The sequence below is a fragment of the Streptomyces naganishii JCM 4654 genome (assembly GCF_014650575.1).
In the GTDB taxonomy this organism is placed as follows: Bacteria; Actinomycetota; Actinomycetes; order Streptomycetales; family Streptomycetaceae; genus Streptomyces; species Streptomyces naganishii.
Map to the genome: position 1 here is coordinate 269527 of NZ_BMVF01000008.1, position 20405 is coordinate 289931.

20 protein-coding genes and 1 pseudogene are annotated in these 20405 nt (G+C 72.9%); 5 read left to right on the plus strand and 16 right to left on the minus strand.

The features are described from left to right. Positions 1-19 precede the first annotated feature (19 nt). Both IE217_RS17450 and fdxA read right to left on the minus strand, forming a co-directional pair. A complete protein-coding gene (locus IE217_RS17450) occupies positions 20-1111 on the minus strand; it encodes a bifunctional succinyldiaminopimelate transaminase/glutamate-prephenate aminotransferase (RefSeq protein WP_190178783.1) in 1092 nt (363 codons plus the stop codon). Between the two features lie 125 nt (positions 1112-1236). Continuing rightward, positions 1237-1557, minus strand: coding sequence for a ferredoxin (gene fdxA, locus IE217_RS17455; protein WP_189705242.1), 321 nt, complete (start codon positions 1555-1557; stop codon positions 1237-1239). A 141-nt stretch (positions 1558-1698) separates the two neighbouring features. On the opposite strand from fdxA, the gene IE217_RS17460 reads away from it, so the two are divergent. Together IE217_RS17460 and IE217_RS17465 are read left to right on the plus strand one after the other, a co-directional pair. Beyond that, positions 1699-2820, plus strand: coding sequence for a GNAT family N-acetyltransferase (locus tag IE217_RS17460; protein WP_190178863.1), 1122 nt, complete (start codon positions 1699-1701; stop codon positions 2818-2820). A 30-nt stretch (positions 2821-2850) separates the two neighbouring features. Further along, complete coding sequence (locus tag IE217_RS17465) at positions 2851-3702, plus strand: transglutaminase family protein (protein ID WP_190178784.1); 852 nt, start codon at positions 2851-2853, stop codon at positions 3700-3702. Positions 3703-3736: 34 nt separating this feature from the next. Here the strand turns inward: IE217_RS17465 and IE217_RS17470 are convergent, their stop codons facing one another. The 9 genes and pseudogenes from IE217_RS17470 to IE217_RS17510 all read right to left on the minus strand — a co-directional run bounded on the left by IE217_RS17470 (position 3737) and on the right by IE217_RS17510 (position 12493). Beyond that, positions 3737-4351: a response regulator transcription factor gene (locus tag IE217_RS17470; protein WP_190178785.1), complete on the minus strand. Its 615-nt coding sequence runs from the start codon at positions 4349-4351 to the stop codon at positions 3737-3739. Between the two features lie 257 nt (positions 4352-4608). Then, positions 4609-5898 (minus strand): sensor histidine kinase, encoded by a 1290-nt coding sequence (locus tag IE217_RS17475; protein WP_190178864.1) that lies wholly within the window; start codon positions 5896-5898, stop codon positions 4609-4611. Positions 5899-5903: 5 nt separating this feature from the next. Beyond that, positions 5904-6644: an ABC transporter permease gene (locus IE217_RS17480; protein ID WP_190178786.1), complete on the minus strand. Its 741-nt coding sequence runs from the start codon at positions 6642-6644 to the stop codon at positions 5904-5906. Next, a complete protein-coding gene (locus IE217_RS17485) occupies positions 6641-7570 on the minus strand; it encodes an ABC transporter ATP-binding protein (RefSeq protein ID WP_190178787.1) in 930 nt (309 codons plus the stop codon). The genes IE217_RS17480 and IE217_RS17485 overlap by 4 nt, the downstream gene beginning before the upstream one ends. A gap of 166 nt (positions 7571-7736) precedes the next feature. Further along, positions 7737-9986 carry a hypothetical protein gene (locus IE217_RS17490; RefSeq protein WP_190178788.1) on the minus strand — a complete coding sequence of 750 codons (2250 nt, stop codon included), beginning with the start codon at positions 9984-9986 and terminating at the stop codon, positions 7737-7739. Between the two features lie 159 nt (positions 9987-10145). Further along, entirely contained in the window at positions 10146-10538 is a 393-nt protein-coding gene (locus IE217_RS17495) for a DUF6113 family protein (protein WP_190178865.1), read from the minus strand. A 26-nt stretch (positions 10539-10564) separates the two neighbouring features. Next, positions 10565-11467 (minus strand): N-acetyl-1-D-myo-inositol-2-amino-2-deoxy-alpha-D-glucopyranoside deacetylase, encoded by a 903-nt coding sequence (gene mshB, locus IE217_RS17500; protein WP_190178789.1) that lies wholly within the window; start codon positions 11465-11467, stop codon positions 10565-10567. Positions 11468-11476: 9 nt separating this feature from the next. Continuing rightward, positions 11477-12060 (minus strand): annotated as a pseudogene (locus IE217_RS17505) (hypothetical protein). A gap of 70 nt (positions 12061-12130) precedes the next feature. After that, positions 12131-12493 (minus strand): ATP-binding protein, encoded by a 363-nt coding sequence (locus tag IE217_RS17510; protein ID WP_190178866.1) that lies wholly within the window; start codon positions 12491-12493, stop codon positions 12131-12133. 184 nt (positions 12494-12677) lie between these two features. Between IE217_RS17510 and IE217_RS17515 the strand changes: the two genes are divergently transcribed. Both IE217_RS17515 and IE217_RS17520 read left to right on the plus strand, forming a co-directional pair. Further along, the gene (locus tag IE217_RS17515) at positions 12678-13553 is read left to right on the plus strand and encodes a helix-turn-helix domain-containing protein (protein WP_190178790.1); all 876 of its coding nucleotides are present in this window, start codon (positions 12678-12680) and stop codon (positions 13551-13553) included. Further along, positions 13550-13804: a DUF397 domain-containing protein gene (locus IE217_RS17520; RefSeq protein ID WP_190178791.1), complete on the plus strand. Its 255-nt coding sequence runs from the start codon at positions 13550-13552 to the stop codon at positions 13802-13804. Before IE217_RS17515 ends, IE217_RS17520 begins: the two co-directional genes overlap by 4 nt. A 15-nt stretch (positions 13805-13819) precedes the next feature. On the opposite strand, the gene IE217_RS17525 is transcribed toward IE217_RS17520, so the two are convergent. Continuing rightward, positions 13820-14014: a hypothetical protein gene (locus IE217_RS17525; RefSeq protein ID WP_190178792.1), complete on the minus strand. Its 195-nt coding sequence runs from the start codon at positions 14012-14014 to the stop codon at positions 13820-13822. Positions 14015-14198: 184 nt separating this feature from the next. Here IE217_RS17525 and IE217_RS17530 point away from each other — a divergent pair, with 184 nt between their 5' ends. Beyond that, positions 14199-16310, plus strand: a complete 2112-nt coding sequence (locus IE217_RS17530) for a S9 family peptidase (protein ID WP_190178793.1) — start codon at positions 14199-14201, stop codon at positions 16308-16310. A gap of 122 nt (positions 16311-16432) precedes the next feature. Here the strand turns inward: IE217_RS17530 and IE217_RS17535 are convergent, their stop codons facing one another. The 4 genes from IE217_RS17535 to IE217_RS17550 are packed head-to-tail and all read right to left on the minus strand — an operon-like array spanning position 16433 to position 20405. After that, positions 16433-17482, minus strand: coding sequence for an ABC transporter ATP-binding protein (locus IE217_RS17535; protein ID WP_190178794.1), 1050 nt, complete (start codon positions 17480-17482; stop codon positions 16433-16435). Beyond that, a complete protein-coding gene (locus IE217_RS17540; protein ID WP_190178795.1) occupies positions 17475-18449 on the minus strand; it encodes an ABC transporter ATP-binding protein in 975 nt (324 codons plus the stop codon). Before IE217_RS17540 ends, IE217_RS17535 begins: the two co-directional genes overlap by 8 nt. A gap of 8 nt (positions 18450-18457) precedes the next feature. Continuing rightward, positions 18458-19489, minus strand: a complete 1032-nt coding sequence (locus tag IE217_RS17545; RefSeq protein ID WP_190178796.1) for an ABC transporter permease — start codon at positions 19487-19489, stop codon at positions 18458-18460. Next, complete coding sequence (locus IE217_RS17550) at positions 19482-20405, minus strand: ABC transporter permease (RefSeq protein ID WP_190178797.1); 924 nt, start codon at positions 20403-20405, stop codon at positions 19482-19484. The genes IE217_RS17545 and IE217_RS17550 overlap by 8 nt, the downstream gene beginning before the upstream one ends.

A 20405-nucleotide genomic window follows, 5' to 3' on the forward strand; every position in this document is an offset into this window, starting at 1 on the left:
AACAGGCGTACGGCACCGGTCACAGGCGCCGTACCGCCGCCGCCACCCGCTCGTCGGTCGCCGTGAGGGCCACGCGGACGAACTCGCCGCCGGCGGGGCCGTAGAAGTCGCCGGGGGCGACCAGGATGCCGCGCTCGGCGAGGCGGGCCACAGTGTCCCAGCAGGACTCCCCGCGCGTCGCCCAGAGGTACAGGCTGGCCTCGCTGTGCTCGATGCGGAAGCCGTGGGCGAGCAGGGCCTCGCGCAGCGCGGTGCGGCGGGCCGCGTAGCGCTCGCGCTGCTCGCGGACGTGCGTGTCGTCGCCGAGGGCCGCCACGACGGCCGCCTGGGTGGGCGCGGAGGTCATCATGCCGCCGTGCTTGCGGATCTCCAGCAGCGGGCCGAGGACGGCCGGGTCGCCGGCGAGGAAGGCGGCGCGATAGCCGGCCAGGTTGGAGCGCTTGGACAGGGAGTGGACGGCGACGACGCCCTCGTACGAGCCGCCGTTGACGTCCGGGTGGAGGACGGAGACCGGGTCGGCCTCCCAGCCCAGCTCGATGTAGCACTCGTCGGAGAAGACCAGGACGCCGTGCTCGCGCGCCCAGGCGACGATCCGGGTCAGCTCCTGCTTGCCGAGCACCTTGCCGGTGGGGTTGGACGGGGAGTTCAGCCAGAGCAGCTTCAGGCCGGCCGGGTCCAGCTCGGTCGGGTCGTCGTAGACCTCGTAGGCGGCGCGGGCCAGGCGGGCGCCGACCTCGTAGGTCGGGTAGGCCAGGTGCGGGAAGGCGACCCGGTCGCCGGGGCCGAGGCCGAGCTGGCTGGGGAGCCAGGCGACGAGTTCCTTGGAGCCGACGACCGGCAGGACGTGCCGGTGGGTGACGCCGCGCGCGCCGAGCCGGCGCTCGGTCCAGCCGGTGATCGCGTCGCGCAGCTCGGGCGTGCCCCAGACGGTCGGGTAGCCCGGCGAGTCCGCCGCCGCGACCAGCGCCTTCTGGATCAGCTCGGGAACCGGGTCGACCGGCGTGCCGACGGACAGGTCGACGATGCCGTCGGGGTGGGCGGCGGCCGTCTTCTTGTACGGCTCCAGCTTGTCCCAGGGGAAGACGGGGAGCCGGTCGGAGACTGCGGACACGGGAATCAGGCTCTCTTTCGGTTGCGGAGAACGCCCCGGTGAAACGCCTCGGTCCCGTACGGCGGCGGGAGCGCTCGGGGCGATCAGGCCGTACGGGACCGGGGCGGCGCCAAGGCGGGCCGCTCTTACTGGTTCTGCGGCGGCAGCGCGGCGATGACGGGGTGGTCGCGCTCGATCAGCCCCAGCTTGCTGGCGCCGCCGGGAGAGCCGAGCTCGTCGAAGAACTCGACGTTCGCCTTGTAGTAGTCCTTCCACTCCTCCGGAGTGTCGTCCTCGTAGAAGATCGCCTCGACCGGGCAGACCGGCTCACAGGCTCCGCAGTCGACGCATTCGTCCGGGTGGATGTACAAGGACCGCTGGCCCTCGTAGATGCAGTCGACCGGGCACTCCTCGATGCACGCCTTGTCCTTGACGTCGACACAAGGCTGCGCGATGACGTAGGTCACGCTGTCGTTCCTCCTCGATAGGGCGCTGGCGGAGCCTCCACAGGCCCCGCCGCCTGGCGCGCGGGAGCGCGGCGTAGTCGATGCCCGCCCCTAGTATCTCCGTTCCGGGGCACGATCCGAACAGGAGGGGTGGACCGACCTGTGGAAATCTCGGCGGCCGGACGCCTGAAGGTCCGTATCACCGCTGCTGACGTGGGCAAACGAGTCTCCGTACGGCGCTTGGGCGAACCTGGAGCGGCGGGTGAGAAGTTCACCGACACGGTCGGTGTTCTCACATCATGGAACGACGGTGTGCTGCTGATCACACGCAAGAGCGGCGAGACCGTCCGCATCGCGGAATCGTCGCTGGTCGCGGGCAAGGTCGTTCCCGCCCGCCACCCGGCCACCGCCCCTCAAGGAGGCGCTCCGCGCCACGTGACGACTGCGCCGGCCCGGCGGCGGGGTCCGGCGGCGACGTACGCGGAACTCGCGCGTGTCGCCGCGCGGGCGTGGCGTCCGGTGGAGAGCGAGCGGCTCGGGGAGTGGGAGCTGCGGGCGGCCTCCGGGTTCACCCGGCGGGCCAACTCGGTGCTGCCGCTCGGCGACCCCGGCCTCCCGCTCGACGAGGCGCTGGCCGCCGTACGGCGCTGGTACGGCGAGCGCGGTCTGCCCGCGTACGTCCAGACCGCCACCGGCGCCGAGGGCACGCAGGAGACGCTGTGCGCGGAGCTGGAACGGCGGGGCTGGGTGCGCGAGGTGACGGCGGAGCTGTGGACCGGGGCGCTCGCGCCGGTCGCCGACCTGGCCGGGGGCTCCGGCGGGCCCGAAGGCCCGGGCGACCCTGCGGAGGGCGCGGTCGTGCTGTCCCGTACGGCCGACGAGGCGTGGCTCGCGCGCTACCGGCGCAAGGGGCTGAGCGAGGTGGCCCTGGAGGTGCTGGGCAGCGGGCCCTCGGTGTGGTTCGCGACCGTGCCCGGTGAGGGCGGGGACGCGCCGGCCGCGATCGGGCGGTGCGTCGTCGACGGGCGCTGGGCGTCCTTCGCGGCGGTGGAGGTGGACCCGGCACGGCGGCGCCGGGGACTGGCGACCGCCGTGATGGCCGCGCTCGCCCGTCAGGCGCTCGCGGAGGGCGCGTCGGCCGCCTGGCTCCAGGTGGAGACCGACAACGCCGGGGCGCGGGCCCTGTACGCCCGGATGGGCTTCTCGGCCCACCACGCCTACCACCACTACCGCGCGCCGGATCCGGTGACGGAATCCGGAACCTCCCCCACCGCGGGGCGGTAGGCGATCGCCGTGGACGGGCACGAGCCTGCTATGCGCCCCCTTCGTCCGCCCTCGCCCGAACGGTCCGCCGACGTGCGCCGGCGCTTCGCCGAGGAGGCGCGCGCGGAGCGGCCGGACGTGACCGCGCTGTGCCTGCTGGTGGGCGCGGCGGCCGACGGGGCGCTGGACGAGGCGGGCATGGACGCGTCGGAGGTGGAGCTGGACCGGCTCGCGGGGCAGGTGCCGTACCGGCCCGGCGGGCCGCGCGCCTGGGCGCAGGCGCTGTGCGAGCTGCTCGGCGAGCGGCACGGCTTCTGCGGCTCGGCCGCGGACTACCAGCGCCTGGAGTCCTCGTTGCTGCACGAGGTGCTGCGGCGGCGGCGCGGGCTGCCGATCCTGCTGTCGGTGGTGTGGCTGGAGGTGGCCCGGCGGGCGGGGGCGCCGGTGTACGGGGTCGCGTTGCCCGGGCACTTCGTGGTCGGGTTCGGCGCGGCCGGGGAGCAGGTGCTCGCGGACCCGTTCGGCGGGGGCCGGGTGCTCACCGGGGCCGACGCGGAACTGCTGGTCGTCGGCGCGACGGGGACCCCGCTGCACCCGTCGATGCTGACGCCGGCCGCGCCACTGGAGATCGTCTCGCGGATCCTGAACAACATCCGCGCGTGGGCCGCCGTACGGCCCGAGCGCTCCGACGTGGGCCTGTGGGCGGTCGACCTGTCCCTCCAACTCCCCTCGCACCCGGCGCGCCTGCGCTACGAGCGCGCCCAGCTCCTGGTGCAGCGAGGCGACTTCGTCGCCGGAGCGGAGGAACTGGAGGCGTACGCGGACGTGGTGGGCGCGGTGGACCAGCCGACGGCGGAGCGGGTACGACAGCAGGCGCACTCGGCGCGGGCGATGCTCAACTGATCACGCGCACGCGCCGCGAGCACGCCACCGCGTCCTACAGCCAGCCCTTCTCCCGCGCCGTGCGCACCGCTTCCGTCCTGTTGCGGACCGCGAGCTTCTGGATGGCCGTGGAGAGGTAGTTGCGGACCGTGCCCTGGGAGAGGTGGAGGGCGGCGGCGAGTTCGGCGTTGGTGGCACCGTCGGCGGCGGCGCGCAGGACCTCGCGCTCGCGGTCGGTGAGCGGGTTGGCGCCCTCGGCGAGGGCCGCGGCGGCCAGCGTGGGGTCGATGACCCGCTCGCCGGCCAGCACCTTGCGCACCGCCTCGGCGAGCTGGGCGGCGGGCGCGTCCTTGACCAGGAACGCGTCGGCGCCCGCCTCCATGGCGCTGCGCAGATAGCCGGGCCGGCCGAAGGTGGTGAGCACCACCACCTTGAGGGCGGGCAGCTCGCGGTGCAGCACCGCGGCCGCCTCGATGCCGGTGCAGCCCGGCATCTCGATGTCGAGCAGCGCCACGTCCACGTCGTGGGCCCGGGCCGCCGCCACGACCTCGTCGCCGCGCGAGACCTGCGCGACGACCTCGATGTCGGCCTCCAGGCCGAGCAGGGCGGCCAGCGCCTCGCGGACCATCGACTGGTCCTCGGCGAGGAGGACCTTGATCGTGCGGCTCATGCGGGGATCCTAGGGCCTGTCCGGAGTTCCCCGTCCTCCGCCCTGGGGGCGGCCGCTGCGGCGGCCGGTGCGTGCCCCCGGCCCGCCGCGCCGCCCGTCATGTGGCGGAGCCGTCCGTCCGGTGGCTCCGTGCGCCGAGGGTGCGCGCCGGGCGCCGGGGCGCGGGCGGGACACTCCCGGCAGGCTCCGTGTCTCCCGTCCGGGCGGGGTGGACGCTGCGGCGGCCGGTGCGTGCCCCCGGCCCGCCGCGCCGCCCGTCATGTGGCGGAGCCGTCCGTCCGGTGGCTCCGTGCGCCGAGGGTGCGCGCCGGGCGCCGGGGCGCGGGCGGGACACTCCCGGCAGGCTCCGTGTCTCCCGTCCGGGCGAGCGGCGCGCGGGCGACCAGGCGGAAGCCGTGCCTGACGCGGCCCGCCTCGAGCCGGCCGCCCGCCTTCTCCAGGCGCTCGGTCAGGCCGGTGAGGCCGTTGCCGGGGCCCTTGGCCGGCCCGGCGGCGGCGCCCGAGCCGTTGTCCTCCACGGAGAGTTCGAGGAACGCCCCGTCCAGGGTCTGGCGGCGCACCACGTCCACCGTGCAGCGGCTCGCGCCGCTGTGCCGTACGACGTTGGTGACCGCCTCGCGCAGCGCCCAGGCGAGGGCGCTCTCGCTCTCCTCGGGCACCCCGGTGAGGTCGGGCTCGGCGGGGACGGCGGCCACGACCTCGGCGGCGGTCAGCGCCACCCGGGCGCCCGCCAGCTCGGCGGACAGCCGGGGCCTGCGGTAGCCGGTGACGGCCTCGCGGACGTCCACCAGGGCCTGCCGGCTGACCTGCTCGATGTCGGCGACCTGCTGGGCGGCCTTGTCGGGGTGGGCCGGCAGCATCCGGCCGGCCAGCTCGCTCTTGAGCGTGATCAGCGACAGCGAGTGGCCGAGCAGGTCGTGCAGGTCACGGGCGAGGCGCAGCCGCTCCTCGTTGGCGGCGAGCTGGGCGACGGTCGCCCGGGCCTGGCGCAACTCGACGGTGGTGCGCACCAGTTGCCGTACGCCGGTCATGGCGAAGCCGATCAGCACCACGAGGAGCAGCAGTTGCCCGGTGTCCTTCTCGCCCAGGTACCAGCCGGTGAGCACCATGGCGGCGCCGGTCAGCGGGATCGTCCAGTAGGCCGCGCGCAGCGGGAGGGCGGCCCCGCAGGAGACCGAGACGTACACGAACAGGCCGGTCCAGTGCGCGCCGAGGGTCAGGCACAGGACCACGGCCAGGACGAACAGTCCGGCGATCAGCGCGCCGACGTACCGCGTCCGCACGGGCCGGCCGAGCGGGCGGCCCATGTTGCGGAAGACGACCGCGAGGTAGACCGCGACGAAGGCGGCCAGGCCCACCGCGCCGGCCGCGGTCCCGGCCGGGGTGTGCCGGCCGGAGGCCAGGTCCTTGACCGGCGAGCTGAGGAACACCAGCCAGATGCCGATCCACACGCTCTTGCGGAGTGCCTCGCGGGCGTTGCGCGGGGACTCCCCCAGCCGCACCGCCCGCTCCGCACGAGCCTCTTCCCGCACCCGGTCCTCCGTCATGACGCTCACGCCTTCAGCGTGTCCTTCCGGTACAGCCAGGCCGCGCCGCCCGCGAACAGGGCGAAGAACACGACCAGGAGGGCGATGTCCCTGCCGTGCGGCGCCTGGCTCTGTTCGATCGCCTGCCCCAGTGCAGCGTACGCGTGCGTGGGCAGCCACTCGGCGATGTCCTGGAGCCACCGCGGGAAGCTGGTCGCGGGCATCCACAGGCCGCCGAGCATCGACAGGCCGAAGTAGACGATCATGGTGATCGGGCGGACCGCGTCCCCGGTGGCGAGGTAGCCGATGGCCACGCCGAGCGCCGCGAAGACCAGGCTTCCGGCCCAGATGGCGCCGGTGAGCGCGAGCCACTGCCAGGCGTCCAGGCGTACGTGCTTGACGGCCGCGGCTACGGCGAAGACGACGACGATGGACGGCAGGCTCACCACGGCCGCGCTCGCCGTCTTGGCGAGGACGTAGCCGCGCCCGGGCAGCGGGGTCAGCCGCAACTGGCGCACCCAGCCGCTCTCGCGCTCCTTGGCGATGCGCTCGCTGTTGCCCATGAGCACGGCGGTCAGCGCGCCGAAGGACGCCATGGAGACCATCATGTACGTCGGCAGGGTCAGGCCGCTGCCGCCGACCTCGGTGGTGCCGTCGGCCTTGCCCGCGATGATCAGGAACAGGATCGAGGGGTAGAGCACCGAGAAGAACAGGAACTTGCGGTTGCGCAGGGCGCGGGCGAGTTCGAGCTTGATCAGGCTGTTCACGACTGCTTGGCCTCCTCGGCCTCGGTGATGGCGACGAACGCCTGCTCGAGCCCGAGCCCGGCGACTTCGAGGTTGCGGGGGTAGACGCCGAGCCCGTACAGGGCGTGCACGGTCGCGTCGGCGTCGGAGGACTGGATGCGCACGGTCTGGCCCGAGACGTCGACCGCGGTCAGGAAGGGCAGGCCGTTCAGGGCGGTCTCGTCGATCACGCCCTCGAGGTCGAAGGAGATCCGGCGGGCGCCCGCCTTGGCCTTGATCTCGGCGGCGGTGCCGTCGGCCAGCAGCCGGCCCCGGTGCAGGACGAGCACGCGGTCGGCGATGGCGTCGGCCTCCTCCAGGTAGTGCGTGGCGAAGAGGACCGTACGGCCCTGGTCGGCCTGTTCGCGCATGGTGGCCCAGAAGGCCTGGCGGGCGGAGACGTCCATGCCGGTGGTCGGCTCGTCGAGGACGATCAGGTCGCTGTCGCCGGCGGTGGCGAGCGCGAAGCGGACGCGCTGGGCCTGGCCGCCGGAGAGCTTGTTGACCTTGCGGTCGGCGATCTGGGAGATGCCGGCCCGGGCCATCACGTCGGCGGCCTTGTACCGCCTGGGGTGCAGATCGCAGGCGAGCCGCACCAGTTCGGCGACGGTGACCTCCTCCATCAGCCCGCCGCTCTGGAGCATCGCGCCCACGCGTCCGGCGACGATCGCCTCGCGCGGGCTGGTGCCGAAGACGCTGACGGTGCCGCTGTCGGCGTGCTTGAGGCCGAGCAGCAGGTCGAGGGTGGTCGACTTGCCGGCGCCGTTGGGGCCGAGCAGGGCCACGGTCTCGCCCGGGTGCAGGGCGAGGGTCAGGCCGTCCACGGCCCGTACGTCGCCGTAGGCCTTGGTCACCTGGTCGAACCCCACCACCGTGGCCGTGGCGGCGGTCTCCGCTGTCGTTGTCATGTCACCCATGCTGGCCGCGGGGGCCGGTCGGGCGGCAGTGTCGGCGGTCCTGACTGCCGCATGACAGATGTCATGCGGGCGGGGTGACCCGGCGGGTGACATGACGCGACGGCACCCGGTGCGCGCCGCGCCGGGTGCCGTCCCCTCGTCCGCCTGGCGGGGTCGCCTAGTTGGGGTTGGTCTTGATGACGCCGACGCGGTTGCCGGTGCTCATCAGGGCCGGGCGCAGGGCCTGGATGACGTCCGTGACGTTGACGGGCGTCTTCTGGCCGTTGCCGCGGGCGATCAGCACGCCGTCGAACGCGCCGCCGTACAGCTGCTGGAGCACGGTCTGGTCGTAGGAGTCCACGAGCTTGCCGTCGACCGCCTTGACGCGCAGGAACTTCCACAGCGACTTCCGCGGGCTGAAGGAGACCTGGTGCGCGGCGTCGGTGCGGACCGTCACCAGGCCCGACATGGCCGGCTCGGCGAACTTCTTCATCATCCGGTCGACCTCGGCGTTGGAGACCGTCGGCTGCCTGGTGGTGGTGGCCAGCGGGACCGCGGAGGGCCTGCCGGTCTCGACCTGGGTGCGGTACGCCTGCTCGACCGCCTTGGTGGAGGCGCCGGCGTCGATGCCCTTGCCCGCCTTGCCGTACACGGCGACGGCCTTGCCCGGCTCGAACTTGATGGTGCCGTCGGTGAGCGAACCGGCCCCCCCTGCCGCGTTCTGAAGGGCGACCTGGAGCTTCTCCTCGTCCACGGGCATGACGGGCTGGACCACGCGGTGGTTGCCGAAGAGCGAGCCGATGACCGAGACCGGGTTGTAGTCGCTGGTCGCGGCCGCGCTGGCGGTGGCCTGGGTGTCGAACTGGAGCCCCGCCTGGTCGGGCTTGAGGGTGACGGTGCGGCCGGCGACGGACAGCTTCAGCGGCTGGCCGACCCGGCCGCCGAAGGCGTCGTCGAGCTTCTTCACGGCGTCGTCGCGGGTGCCGCCGCCGATGTCGACGCCGAGCACGGTGGTGCCCTTGGGCACGTCGGAGTGGTTCATCAGCAGCCCGGCGCCGTAGGCGACACCGGCGACGAGGACCACGCCGCCGCCGAGCAGGGCCAGTTTGCTGCGGCCCTTCTTCTTGGGGGCGGGCTTGGCCGGCTTGGGGGCGCTGCCGGTGGGGCTGCCGGCGCCCGGCTCGGGCAGCTTCGGGGGCGTGTACCCGCGCGGGCCGTCGCCGCCCGGGCCCTGGCCGAAGGGCGGGTTGGAGCCCGGGGGGATGACCGGGATGCCGCTGGTGACGGTCTGTCCGGAGACGTTGTCCGGACGGCCGCCGTAGCCGGGGGCGCCGGGCTCGGGGGCCGGCTGCTGCGGGGTGAGGATCGCGGTGTCGTCGCTCAGGCCGGCGCCGGGGAAGCCGCCGTGCGTGCCGGGGCCGCCGTCCGGGCCGGTGGGCGGCAGCAGGGGGCTGTCACCGGTGACCGGGCCGCCGGTCGGGCCGGCGGGACCGCCGGGGACACCCGGGACGGAGGGGGTGCCGGGGGTGCCGTAACCGCCCTGCCCGTTGCGGCCGTTCTGACCGTTCTGACGGTTCTGGCCACTGTGACCGTTGCGGCCGTTCTGTCCGGCGTGGCCGCCGTCGGCGAAGTACGGCAGGTCGTCGCGGCTGGGTTCGGCGGGCTCCTGGCGGGAGCGGGAACCGTTCGCGAGCGGGCCAGCGGCCAGCGCCTCGGTCACGTCGAAGGAGCCGGTGCCGCCGCCGTGTCCGGGCGCGACGGGACCGCCGGTGGCTCCGGGCAGCCCGGCGCCGTTGGTGGAGCCGGGGCGGGAGCCGCCGGGCAGGCCCATGGAGCCGACGACGCCGCCGGGACGGCCGCCCGCGCCCGGAGCGCCCGTACCGGAAGCCTTGCCGGAACCGGACGCACCGGACGCACCGGACGCGCCAGGGCCGTTGCCGGGGGCGCCCGAACCGGTGGGCAGTCCGGCGCCGTTGGTGGCGTCGCCGCCCTGCCCGGCCTTGCCCGGCGCGGACTTGCGGGGCGCGAACCAGTCGCTGGTCGCCTTCTCCTCGGCCGGGGCGGCCGGTTCGGCGGCGGACGGCTCGGAGACACCGGCCGGGGCCGCGGCGGAGGCCGACGGCCCGGGGAAGCTTCCGGTGTCCTCGGCGGAGCCCTTGGCGCCGCCGGTGCTCTCGGCGGCCGCTTCGGCGGAGACGGGCTTGCGCACGACCACGGGCGGGATCGGCCGGGAACCGGGGATGTTGATCCGGATCCGGGTCGTCAGCGTGGTCTCGGTCTTGCGTTCCTCCGGCCGGGCGGCCGAACGGCCCGCGTCCGCACCGTCGTCGGACACCGCCGGGATGCCGTACGGCGGCGTACCCGAGGGGTAGGCGGCTCCGCCGCGCCCGTTGGGCCCGGAGGACGGAGTGTCAGTTTCACGACTCAAGGCAGGTTCTCCCGGTTGGCTCCGCCGCCCGTCACGACCTCACTCCTCGGGCAGCTCGGCGGCGCGCACCACCATACTGGCCACTTCTGGCCGGTTTCCCGGGACCGCCGGGGAAATGCTCACCGGACTCGCACCCACACGGTGGGAAGAAGTGGTACGTCACTTGCCAAGTCGGACGTCACGGCCGCCGGGTTGCCGCCCCGAACCCAAAGTGGCGCAGATCACAGCGAGGGCCATGCCGCCGAGCAGGAAGAGGTAGGAGCCGCCGCCCGCGGCGAAGAGGAAGTCCCCTTCCGGGCGGCTGGCGGTGAGCAGCACCACGACGACCATCCAGCCGGCCGCGCCCGCCACGGCGCCGCCACGGCTGCGGGCGGCCCGCGCCCCGCCCAGGAACACCCCGGCCGCGCCCGCGAGGGCGAGCAGCAGCCCGCCGGGGAACCAGGCGGCCTGCACCAGCGCGCCCGCGATGCCGGCGACGGCGCCGAGCAGGAAGAGCCCCAGGTAGGCGGCGGCCCGCCCCGGGCTCGGCGGCCTCAGCGGCTGCGCCAGCATGGAGCCGCCGTCGCGTCCTCGCGTGCTCACAGCGCCCCCTCGTCACCCGTGACACCGGCGAACAGGTCGGTTTCCACGCCTTCGGCGCCGCGGCCGGCCGTCCCCCGCACGAGTTCGTAGTACTCGGTGGTGAAGAGGGGCTGGGCGAGTTCGTTGGAGAGCGCGAAGTACGGTTCGGCGACCACGATCTGGGTGGCGTGGGCGCGCATCGCGGCGGCCTTGGCGGCGGCGTGCGCGGGCGTGCCGTCGATGACGGCGGTGATCCGGTCGTCGCCGACCATTCCGGGTACGTCGTCGACGGCGGCGGACTTGGCGAAGGGCAGGCCGGGCAGCGCGTCGTTCAGCCGCGCGAAGGCGGCCTCGGCGGCGGGGCGCGGCACGCGGTTCCAGTAGACCTTGGCGATCCGCCAGGCCTCGCCGAGGCCGGACCGTACGGCGGGGTCGGCGGCGAGGTCGGCGGCGCGCATGGCGATGCGGTGGGCCTTGATGTGGTCGGGGTGGCCGTAGCCGCCGTTGTCGTCGTAGGTCACGAGGACCTGCGGACGGACCTCGCGGATGACGGCGACGAGGTGGGCGGCGGCCTGGTCCAGGTCGGCCTGCCACAGGCAGTCCGGGTCGTCGTTGTCGGCCAGCCCCATCATCCCGGAGTCCCGGTACCGCCCGGCCCCGCCGAGCAGCCGGAAGTCGCTGACCCCGAGCTCGCCCATCGCGGCGGCGAGCTCCTCGCGCCGGTGCGCGCCGAGCGCGGCCCCGCCCAGGTGCCCCAGCTCGGCCGGGATGACCTCGCCGCGCTCCCCGAGCGTGCAGGTCACGAGGGTCACCTGGGCGCCCTCGGCCGCGTACCGCGCCATGGTCACGCCGTTGTTGATCGACTCGTCGTCCGGATGCGCGTGCACCAGCAGCAGCCGCCGGGGGGCCATTTCCGTCATGGCCCCACCCTACGAGGCCCCGCCCGCCTCTCCGAAGATCTCCTCGGCGGCCTCCAGGGAGACGGCACGGGTGAGCCAGCGCCGCAGCACCTCGAGATCCCGGCAGGAGGTGACCCGCTCGCGGACGACCTCGGACACGTCGAGACCACGCGCCTCCAGCACGAGCAGGACGTCCTCGGCACCCTTCTGCACGAGAGCCTCGGCACGACCTTCGTCCCGGATCTCCTCGGCGATGTACGACTTGTAGAAGGAAAGGTCCACGGCCACCAGGTTCCTCCAGATCTCTGCGGCCCGGCGGTTGCCACTCAGGCCCTGTGCAAGGACAGGTAGTAGGCCCAGCTGGCCGGCTTGTCCTTGTCCTTCCCGCTCTGCGCCTCCACGGCGAGCAGGAAGGACTCGTCCTCACCCGAGTCGAAGCGCATCAGCGTGTCCACGCGACGTTCGACAGGCCGGTATTCGGTCAGGTCGGTCGGCAGAACCGTGACGGCTCTTGGCGCGATGAACGGCAGGCCGAGGACCTTCGAGACGCCGACGAACAGGCCCGGGTACTCCTGGAAGATTCGGTGCATCGCCTCGTGAGACGAGTTGACCATGTGTTTCCCTTTTTCCGGATGATATGTACCAACGAGGGAGAGGTGGCGTCGTCACGGCGCCGGGGCGGCTTCAGAGCCGGAGTTCCGCCCACACCGTCTTGCGTGGGTAGCGGCCCCCTGCCGTTCCCCAGCGGTCGGCCAGCGCCTCCACGAGGAGCAGGCCCCGGCCGGATTCCTCGTCCGGGGAGCCGGGGCGCAGTTCCGGCAAGCGGTCTCCCCTCGTGTCGGTCACCTCGATGCGGAGGGTGCCGGCGACCACGTACAGCGTCAGGCGGAAGCTGCGGCCGGGCAGGCGGCCGTGGGTGGCCGCGTTCGCCGCCAGCTCGGCCACGACCTGGCTCGCCGTCTCGTGCGGGAGCCCCCATCCCCGTAGCTGGTCGGCCGTGAGCAGCCGCGCCAGGCGGGCGCCCCTCGGTGTCGACGAGAGCAGCATGGTGAAGTTCCGGACACCGGTGTCTGGTTGGGCCGCCGTGTCGGCGATTTCCTGATTCACGTCACTCAGAGTGGCGGATGGCGCTTACCGCTTTGAGTGATCAGACGGTTGCGTACGGTGACTGTCCAAGCTTTGTCCGGTGCTGTCCCGGCTGTCGTGACGCACCGGCCACGGAGGGGCGCGCATGTCGGTGGACGGCGAGGCGGTACGACTCAGGGGCGAGGCGGACGAGCCGGGGTGGGAGGTGGATCCCGACGACGACTGGGGCGTCGCCGTCGTCGCCACCGTGGGACGGCAGTTGAAGCTGCGCCGCGAGGCGGCCGGCCTGCGCGCCGCCGACTTCGGCACGGCGGTCGGATACGGCGAGGACCTCGTCTACAAGATCGAGAGCGGCCGCCGCATTCCTCGTCCCGAGTACCTGGACAAGGCGGACGAGGTGCTCGGCGCGGGCGGACTGCTGTCCGCGATGAAGGAGGACGTGAAGAGGGTCCGGTACCCGAAGAAGGTACGGGACTTGGCGAAGATGGAGGCGAAGGCGGTCGAGCTCCAGCTCTACGACCCGCTGAACGTGCATGGGCTTCTGCAGACGCCCGAGTACGCGGGCGCCCTGTTCCGCATGCGGCGGCCCGCTTACGCGGAGGAGGAGGTGGAGCGAGGCGTCGCCGCCCGGGTGGCCAGGAAGGCGATCTTCGACCGCGACCCCGCCCCCGAGCTCAGCTTCCTCCTGGACGAGTGGACGCTTCGGCGGCGGCTCGGCGGGGCAACAGTAGTGCGCCGACAACTCGAACACCTGCTTACGGTGGCGCAGTTGCGGAACGTCGAAATCCAGGTGATGCCGATGGACCGCGAGGAGCACGCCGGAGTGGACGGCGGGATCGAGGTGCTGAAGTTCGAGGACGGCACGGCGGTCGGACGCTCTCCGGGAGTCACCAACGGCCGCCCGGTCACCGAGCCGAGGCTGCTCCGTATCCTGGAGTTGCGCTACGGCATCATCCGGGCCCAGGCCCTGACGCCCCGTGAATCGGCCGCATTCATCGAACAACTGCTGGGGGAAGCATGATCCACGACGCCCGACTGGCATGGTTCAAGAGCAGCTACAGCAGCGGCGCGGAGACGGATTCCTGCCTGGAAGTGGCGCTCGACTGGTTCAAGAGCAGCTACAGCAGCGGCAGTGAAGGTGACTCCTGCGTCGAGACGGCCACGTCTTCCACCACCGTCCACGTCCGTGACTCCAAGCACCTGAACGGCCCCCGGCTCGCGCTCGGGCCGGAGGCTTGGGGGGCGTTCCTGCCGTTCGCCGCCGGAAGGTGAGGCTGAGGCGGAGCCTCAGAACTTGAGGCTCCCGATCATCCCCGCGATGTTGGTCGTGAGTTGGTGGATCGTGGGCGCGACCGTGGACGAGGCGAGGTAGAACCCGAGGAGCATGCAGACGAGCGCGTGGCCGGCCTTGAGGCCGGACTTCTTGACCAGCAGGAAGACGATGATCGCCAGCAGCACCACCGCCGAAATCGAGAGTGCCACGGCGGCTCACCTCCAATGATCCCAGGACGCGGGGGGTCGGGGGTTCGGACGTTGGGGGCAGATAAATCCACACAAGGGGCAGCAGGTTCATACCCACTATGCGCTAGTGATCATAACTTTCCGCACGCGCGCATCGGTCGGCGCACGGCCGCACAAGGGGGCGCATGGCCAATATGGTCATGGCATGACGACCGAGCCTGTCTCCTTCCCCCGACTGCACGCGCGCACCCAGCGGTTCACGCTCGGCGCACCGCGTGCCTTCACGGTGGCGCCCGACGCCTCGCGCGTGGTGTTCCTGCGCTCCGACTCCGGTACCGACCGGGCCAACTCGCTGCGCGTGCTCGATCTGGAGGGCGGTGGGGAGCGTGTGGCGGCGGACCCGCGCGCCCTCCTCGGCGGTGCCGGCGAGCGCCTGTCCCCCGAGGAGCGCGCGCGCCGCGAGCGCAGCCGCGAGGGCGGTGCGGGGATCGTCGCGTACGCCACCGACACGGCGGTGGAGCTGGCCTCTTTCGCCTTGTCGGGGCGGCTTTTCACGGCCGAGTTGCGGGCCGGGACGGCGCGTGAACTGCCCGTCGCGGGACCGGTGATCGACCCGCGTCCGTCCCCGGACGGACGGCACATCGCCTACGTCGCCGGGGGCGCCCTGCGCGTGGTGGGCGCCGAGGGCGAGGGCGACCGGGCGCTCGCCGAACCGGAGTCGGAGAACGTCACGTACGGCCTGGCGGAGTTCGTCGCGGCCGAGGAGATGCACCGCTCACGGGGCTTCTGGTGGGCGCCGGGGGCGGACCGGCTGCTGGTGGCGCGGGCGGACGACACGCCGGTGCGGCGGTGGTGGATCTCCGATCCGGCCCACCCGGTGCGCGAGCCGCAGCGGGTGGCGTACCCGGCGGCCGGCACCCCCAACGCGGACGTACGGCTGTTCGTGATCGGCCTGGACGGGGTGCGCACCGAGGTGTCCTGGGACCGCGCCGGGTATCCGTATCTGGCGCAAGTGCACTGGTCAGCGGCGGGTGCGCCGCTGCTGCTCGTACAGGCGCGCGACCAGCGCAGTCAGCTGTATCTGGCGGTGGACCCGGACACCGGGGCCACCCGGATGGTGCACGCCGACGAAGATCCAGTTTGGCTTGATCTTTTCGCCGGGGTGCCGTGCTGGTCGCCCTCCGGGCAGTTGGTGCGGATCGCCGACGAGGGCGGGGCGCGGGTCCTCGCGGTGGGTGAACGGCCGCTGACGGGACCGCAGTTGCACGTGCGCGCCGTGCTGGACGTGTCGGACGACGACGTGCTGGTCTCCGCCTCGGCGGGCGAGGAGGCCGCGGAGCCGGAGACCGGCGAGGTGCACGTCTACCGGGTGAACGAGCTCGGCATGGAGCGCGTGAGCGAGGAACCGGGCGTGCACTCGGCGGTGCGTGCCGGGGGCGTGACCGTGCTGGTGTCCGCGACGCTCGACCGGCCGGGCGCCCAAGTGCGGGTGCTGCGCGGCGGAAAGCAGGTGGCCAGCGTCCCGTCGTACGCCGAAAATCCTGGTCTGTCCCCCCGCGTGACCCTCACCCAGGGGGGCGCACGCCGAATTCCGTGCGCCGTGCTTATGCCTACGGACTACCCCGGTGACACTCCCCTGCCGGTGCTCATGGACCCCTACGGTGGCCCGCACGGCCAGCGGGTGGTCGCCGCGCACAACGCGCACCTGACGTCCCAGTGGTTCGCCGACCAGGGCTTCGCGGTGATCGTGGCCGACGGGCGGGGCACGCCGGGCCGCTCCCCCGCCTGGGAGAAGGCGATCCACCACGACTTCACCGTCACCCTCGACGACCAGATCGAAGCCCTGCAGGACCTCGCGAAGACCTACCCGCTCGACCTCGGCAGGGTGGCGATCCGCGGCTGGTCCTACGGCGGTTACCTCGCCGCGCTGGCGGTGCTGCGCCGCCCCGACGTCTTCCACGCGGCCGTCGCGGGCGCCCCGGTCACCGACTGGCGGCTCTACGACACCCACTACACCGAGCGGTACCTGGGCGACCCGGCCGCCGACCCGCAGGCGTACGCGGGCAGTTCCCTGGTCACCGACGACGGCCTGGTCGATCCCGCCGGGCCGCACCGGCCGCTGATGATCGTGCACGGCCTGGCCGACGACAACGTGGTGGTCGCGCACAGCCTGCGGCTGTCCTCCGCGCTGCTCGCGGCCGGCCGCCCGCACGAGGTGCTGCCGCTGTCCGGGGTGACCCACATGACCCCGCAGGAGCAGGTCGCCGAGAACCTGCTGCTGCTCCAGGTGGACTTCCTGCGGCGGGCACTGCCCTGACGGTGAGGATCCACCGCGTTAACACGCGGGCAACTCCGCGGAAGCGGCGCCGATATGCGCACGCGCCAGGCTGAACGGCGTGCGGCCGTGCGGGTGCCGTGGGCGGGCCGGGGTGCACCACGTCACCCCGGCCCGTTGCCGTGCTCCTCGGCCGGTACGACCCGCAGTTCCTCGGCGAAGAGGCACGCCGAGTCGTGCACCGCCGGTCCGGTGGCGTACCGGAACTCCGCCGGGACCGCCAGCGCCGGCACCTCCAGCGCGCACCTCTCGCGCGCCTTGAAGCAGCGGGTCCGGAAGCGGCAGCCGGAAGGGATGTCCGCCGGGGACGGCACGTCGCCCGAGAGGATGATCCGCTCGCGGCGCTCCCGGGCGTCCGGGTCGGGCACGGGGACCGCCGACAGCAGCGCCTGGGTGTAGGGGTGCGTGGGATGGTCGTAGATCTCCGTGTCGGTGCCGGTCTCGACGATCCGCCCCAGGTACATCACCGCGACCCGGTCGGAGATGTGCCGCACGATGGACAGGTCGTGCGCGATGAAGACGTAGCTCAGCTCGAACTCCGCCTGGAGCCGGTCCATCAGGTTGATCACCTGGGCCTGGACCGACACGTCCAGGGCCGACACCGGCTCGTCGGCCACGATGATCTCCGGGCGCAGCGCGAGGCCCCGCGCGATGCCGATGCGCTGGCGCTGGCCGCCGGAGAACTGGTGCGGGTAGCGGTTGACGTACTCCGGGTCGAGCCCGACCACGTCCAGCAGCTCCCGCACCCGGCGCCGACGGTCGCCCTTGGGCGCCGCCTCCGGGTGGATCTCGTACGGCTCCCCGACGATGTCGCCCACCGTCATGCGGGGGTTGAGGGAGGTGTACGGGTCCTGGAAGACCATCTGGATGTTGCGGCGCACCGCCTTGAGCGCCTTGCCGGACAGCTTGGTGATGTCCTCGCCCCGGTAGCGGATCGCGCCCGCCGTGGGCCGCTCCAGGTGGCACAGCAGCTTGGCCACCGTGGACTTGCCGCAGCCGGACTCGCCGACGATGCCCAGGGTCTCGCCCCGGCCGAGCGTGAAGTCGACCCCGTCGACGGCCTTGACCGATCCGATCTGCTTCCTGAACAGGACGCCCCGGGTGAGCGGGTAGTGCTTGACGAGCCCCTCGACCTCCAGGACCGGCTCAGCCATCCAGGCACTCCCTCCAGAAGTGGCAGGCGGAGCCGCGCCGTTGGTCCACCTCGTACAGCGGCGGCGGGTCCGTGCGGCACACGTCCCGGGCCATGGGGCAGCGCGGGTGGAAGGCGCAGCCCGGCGGGATGCGGGTCAGGCTGGGCGGCAGGCCCTTGATGGCGTAGAGCTCGCGGCCCTTGAGATCCAGGCGCGGGATGGAGTCGAGCAGCCCGCGCGTGTAGGGGTGGGCAGGCGCCTTGTAGAGGTCGTGGACGGGCGCGGACTCCACGATCCGGCCCGCGTACATCACCGCGATCCTGTCGGCGACGTCCGCGACCACACCCAGGTCGTGGGTGATGAGGACGAGCCCCATACGGTACTCGCGCCGCAACTCCGCGAGCAGGTCCATCACCTGCGCCTGGACGGTGACGTCGAGGGCCGTGGTCGGCTCGTCCGCGATGACGAGGGCCGGCTCCAGGGCCAGCGCCATGGCGATCATGATGCGCTGGCGCATGCCGCCGGAGAACTGGTGGGGATAGTCCCGCACCCGCTGGGCGGCGGCCGGGATGCGTACCCGGTCCATCAGCTCCACGGCCCTGGCCCGGGCGTCCTTGCGGGACGTCCCGCGGTGCACCACGAACATCTCGGCGAGCTGGTCGCCCACGGTGAGCACGGGGTTGAGGGCGGACAGCGCGTCCTGGAAGATCATCGCCATCTCCGCGCCCCGGATCCGCCGCCGCTCGTCCTCCTTGAGCTTCAGCAGGTCTTGGCCGCGGAAGAGGATCTCGCCGCCGGTGATCCGGCCGGGCGGCATGTCGAGGATGCCCATGACCGCCTGCGCGGTGACCGACTTGCCGGAGCCCGACTCCCCGAGCACGGCCAGCGTCTCGCCGGCGTCGACCTGGTAGGTGACTCCGTTGACGGCGTGGGCGACCCCCTCCCGGGTGCGGAACTCCACGCGCAGGTCGCGGACTTCGAGCAGCATGGGCGTCCTCACCTCAGCTTGGGGTCGAGGGCGTCGCGCACCGCGTCGCCGAGCATGATGAACGCCAGCACCGTGATCGCCAGCGCCCCGGCCGGCCACAGCAGGGCGTGCGGGGCGTTGCGGATGTAGGGCGAGGCGGCGGAGATGTCGATGCCCCAGGACACGCTGGGCGGCTTCAGGCCGACGCCGAGGTAGGACAGGGTCGCCTCCAGCGCGATGTACGTGCCGAGCGCGATGGTGGCGACGACGATCACCGGGGCCACGGCGTTGGGCGCGATGTGCCTGAGCAGGATGCGGGAGTTGGAGGCGCCGAGGGCGCGCGCCGCCTGCACGTAGTCGTGCTGCTTGGCGGTGATGACCGAGCCGCGCGCGATGCGGGAGATCTGCGGCCAGCCGAGCAGCACGATGAACCCGACGACCGGCCACACGGTGTTGCTGGTGACCACGGACAGCAGCACCAGACCGCCGAGGACGACGGGGATGGCGAAGAAGATGTCGGTGATCCGGGACAGGAACCCGTCCCACGTCCCGCCGAAGAACCCGGCGAGCCCGCCGAGCACGGAGCCGAGGAGCGCCACCCCGAGCGTGGCGCACACGCCGACCGTGACGGAGGCGCGGGCGCCGTAGACGGTACGGGTGTAGACGTCGCAGCCCTGCCCGTCGAAGCCGAAGGGGTGTCCCGGTGCCGGGCCGTCCTGGGCCCTGGCCAGGTCGCAGGTCAGCGGATTGCCCGAGGCGATCAGGGAGGGCCATGCGGCGATGACGACGAGGAAGAGGATCACCAGCGCGGAGACGAGGAAGACGGGGTTGCGGCGCAGGTCGCGCCAGGCGTCGGACCACAGGCTGCGCGGCCGCCCGGCGGCGGGGCCCGCGCCCTCCGCGTCCTCGCGGCCGCCCGGCCCCTCGGGCCCGCCGGGCCCCTCAGGGCCGCCGGGGGCGCGCTCCAGGGTCGTCGCCTCGCTCGCCGCGAGGTCCATCGCGCCGCCCATGCCCGTCCCGGCGACGGCGCCCTCGCTGTCGTGCGGCGGCTGCTCAGGCATAGCGGATCCTCGGGTCGAGTACGGCGTAGAGCAGGTCCACGAGCAGGTTGGCGACCAGGAACACCAGGACCAGGACGGTGACGAAGCCGACCACGGTCTGGGTGTTCTGGCGCAGGATGCCCTGGTAGAGCTGGTAGCCGACGCCGTGGATGTTGAAGATGCGCTCGGTGACGATGGCGCCGCCCATCAGGGCGCCGATGTCGGTGCCGATGAAGGTGACCACCGGGATGAGCGAGTTGCGCAGCAGGTGCCGGGTGACGACCCGGTGGCGGGGCAGGCCCTTGGCGACGGCGGTGCGGACGTAGTCGGAGCGCCTGTTCTCCGCGATGGAGGTGCGGGTGAGGCGGGTGACGTAGGCGAGGGAGACCGAGGCGAGGACCAGGCCCGGCACGATCAGCTCGCCGAAGGCGGCCGCCGGGGAGACCGAGGGCTTGATCCAGCCCCACTTCACGCCGAACAGCAGCTGGAGCAGCAGGCCGGTGACGAAGGTGGGCACGGAGATGACCACGAGGGTCATGACGAGGACCGAGGTGTCCACGGGCCGGCCGCGCCTGAGGCCGGTCACCACGCCCAGCACGATCCCGATGACGATCTCGAAGAGGACGGCGACGATCGTCAGGCGGATGGTGACGGGGAACGCGCTCGCCATCAGCTCGGTGACGGGCTGGCCGTTGAACGCCGTGCCGAAGTTCCCGGCGAACACGTTGCCCATGTAGGTCGCGTACTGCTGCCACAGCGGCTTGTCGAGGCCGAACTCCCGCTTGAGCTGGGCGGCGGTCGCCGGGTCGCACTGCCGCTCCCCGCACAGTCCGGCGACCGGGTCGCCCATGACGTTGACCATGAGGAAGATCAGCAGGGTGGCGCCGATGAACACCGGGATCATCTGGAGCAGCCGTCTGACGACATAGCGTCCCAT